Genomic DNA, 2286 nt, shown 5'->3' with positions numbered 1-2286 from the left:
GCGGCGAGGAGAACGGCGTGCCGACCTATACCTTCGACATCCATCTGCAGGGTGAGAAGGAAACCGTGTTTTTCGATGTCTGATCCTCATTCCAGGACCTTTGCAATGAATCCTGTTGTTATTGCCGTTGCCATCACCGGCTCAGTGCCGCGCAAGAAAGACAATCCAGCCGTTCCGATCCTGCCGCCCGAGCAGGTGGAGAGCACGCGGGAGGCTTACGAGGCCGGAGCGACGCTCGTGCACATCCACGTCCGAAACGAGGACGAGTCCTCCTCGTCCGACCCGGAACGTTTTCGTCAGGTGGAGGAGGGCGTACGCCGACTCTGCCCCGGCATGATCGTGCAGTTCTCCACTGGCGGACGCGGGCGTGACCCGTCCCAACGCAGCAGTGCGCTCTATCTGAAGCCCGACATGGCCTCGCTCTCCACCGGCTCGGTGAACTTCCCGACCATCGTGTACGAGAACCACACCACCTTGGTGGAGGAGATGGCGGCGAAGATGAAAGAGTTCGGGGTGAAGCCGGAGATCGAGATCTTCGATCTCTCCCATCTGCACGGGGCGCGGCGTCTGGCCGACAAGGGCCTGCTCGACGAGCGCCCGCACATCCAGTTTGTCATGGGGGTCCAGAATGCCCTGCCGGCTGAGGAGCGGCTGCTCGACATCCTGTTTAAGGAAGCCAAGAGGCTGTTTCCGGCCTGCACCTGGACCGCAGCCGGAATCGGTCGGCATCAAGCTCCGGTCATGGAGTGGGCGCTGGCCCGCGGAGCCGACGCGGTCCGCACCGGGCTTGAAGATAACATCCGCGTCACCAAAGACCGTTTGGCAGCTTCGAACGCGGAGTTGGTGTCATTGGCAGCCGACGCGGTGAGCCGTCACGGCCGGCCTGTCGCAACCGCTGACGAGGCCCGCGCGATCCTCGGAATCAGGCCTGCCCAGGGCACACGGGCTGCCTGATCAAACTCCCTGGCTCTCTGTGCGTGATCGGATCTAACCGATGCCCTTGCTCAAAGTGAATGGTGTCGAAGTCTTCTACGAGCTGAGCGGACCGACGGGTGCACCGGTTGTAGTCTTCTCAAACTCGCTTGGCACAACGTTAGCGATGTGGGACTGGGTCGTTCTGGCTCTGCGAGGGCGTTATCGTGTTCTGAGTTACGACACGCGCGGTCACGGTCGCTCTCAGGTCGTGGATGCTCCCATCACGATCGATGACCTGGCCGCTGACCTTGTAGGGCTTCTGGACGGCCTTGAAATCACAAAGGCCCATGTGGTCGGACTGTCTCTGGGCGGCATGACGGGACAGGCGCTGGCGAGCCGCCATCCGGATCGCGTGGCCAGCCTGACCCTGATGGCCACCGCCGCCTACATGCCGAGTCAGCAATCGTGGGACGAGCGGGCCTCCCTCGTGCGTTCGCAGGGCACGGCTGCCATTGTCGAGGCTACGATGGGGCGCTGGTTCACGCCGGATTACCCGGCCCAGGCACCGGAGCGGGTCTCTCCCGTGCGCGAGGCCTTCATCAGCATCGAACCGGCGGGCTATGCCGTCTGCTGCAACGCGATCGGGCGCATGGACCTGCGATCTGTCATCGGACAGATCTCCGCTCCAACGCTGGTAATCGCGGGAGCGGATGATCCGGCCACGCCCGTACCAATGGCCGAGGAGATCCGGTCTATGATTCCCGGTGCCGAGATGATCGTTCTCTCGCGTGCCGCACACCTGCTTGCGGTCGAACAGGCCGAGAAGGTTGGGGCCTATCTGGTCTCGTTCCTGGACCAGTACCGCGGCTGGGAAGGCGACGGAGCCTTGGGCGCAGTGCCATTTGATGTCGGGCTCTTGAATCGCAAGAGCGTGTTAGGCGAGGAGCATGTGGACCGCTCGCTGGCGAAGGCCGGGACCTTCGCCCAGCCCTGGCAGGACTTCATTACCCGAACCGCCTGGGGTGAGGTGTGGGGCGACCCGCGCCTGCCGTGGAAGACACGCTCTCTCGTGACGCTGGCCATGATGGTGGCCTTGCACCGGGAGGAAGAGTTCAAACTGCATGTCAGGCCTGCGCTGAAGAATGGGGTGACGGCTGGCGAGCTGCAGTCGCTTCTGCTGCAGAGCGCGATCTACGCCGGGGTTCCGGCCGCGAATGCCGCGTTCCGCTGGGTTAGGGACGTGCTCGGCGAGGAGTTGGCGTGAAAGCGGGTCCCACTCAAGAAAGGCACGGCGATGAATAAGGTTTACAGCGATGCGCGGTCTGCGCTGGCTGGGCTTGTGAAGGATGGCATGACCATCATGGCCGGGGG

Annotated in this window: 2 protein-coding genes; both read left to right on the top strand. The window is 63.3% G+C overall.

What is annotated here, in order from left to right:
* Positions 1–105 precede the first annotated feature (105 nt).
* Complete coding sequence (locus DC522_RS33180) at positions 106–954, top strand: 3-keto-5-aminohexanoate cleavage protein (protein ID WP_116532653.1); 849 nt, start codon at positions 106–108, stop codon at positions 952–954.
* Between the two features lie 40 nt (positions 955–994).
* Positions 995–2179, top strand: coding sequence for a 3-oxoadipate enol-lactonase (gene pcaD, locus DC522_RS33175; protein WP_116532652.1), 1185 nt, complete (start codon positions 995–997; stop codon positions 2177–2179).
* The last annotated feature ends 107 nt before the right edge of the window (positions 2180–2286 follow it).

The sequence above is a fragment of the Microvirga sp. KLBC 81 genome (genome assembly GCF_003075415.1).
Taxonomy (GTDB): domain Bacteria; phylum Pseudomonadota; class Alphaproteobacteria; order Rhizobiales; family Beijerinckiaceae; genus Microvirga.
This window is presented reverse-complemented; position numbering and strand designations above follow the sequence as displayed.

Coding starts and splice junctions, on each gene's coding strand:
- DC522_RS33180 (WP_116532653.1), top strand. CDS start 106: ATGAATCCTGTTGTTATTGCCGTTGCCATCACCGGCTCAGTGCCGCGC.
- pcaD (WP_116532652.1), top strand. CDS start 995: ATGCCCTTGCTCAAAGTGAATGGTGTCGAAGTCTTCTACGAGCTGAGC.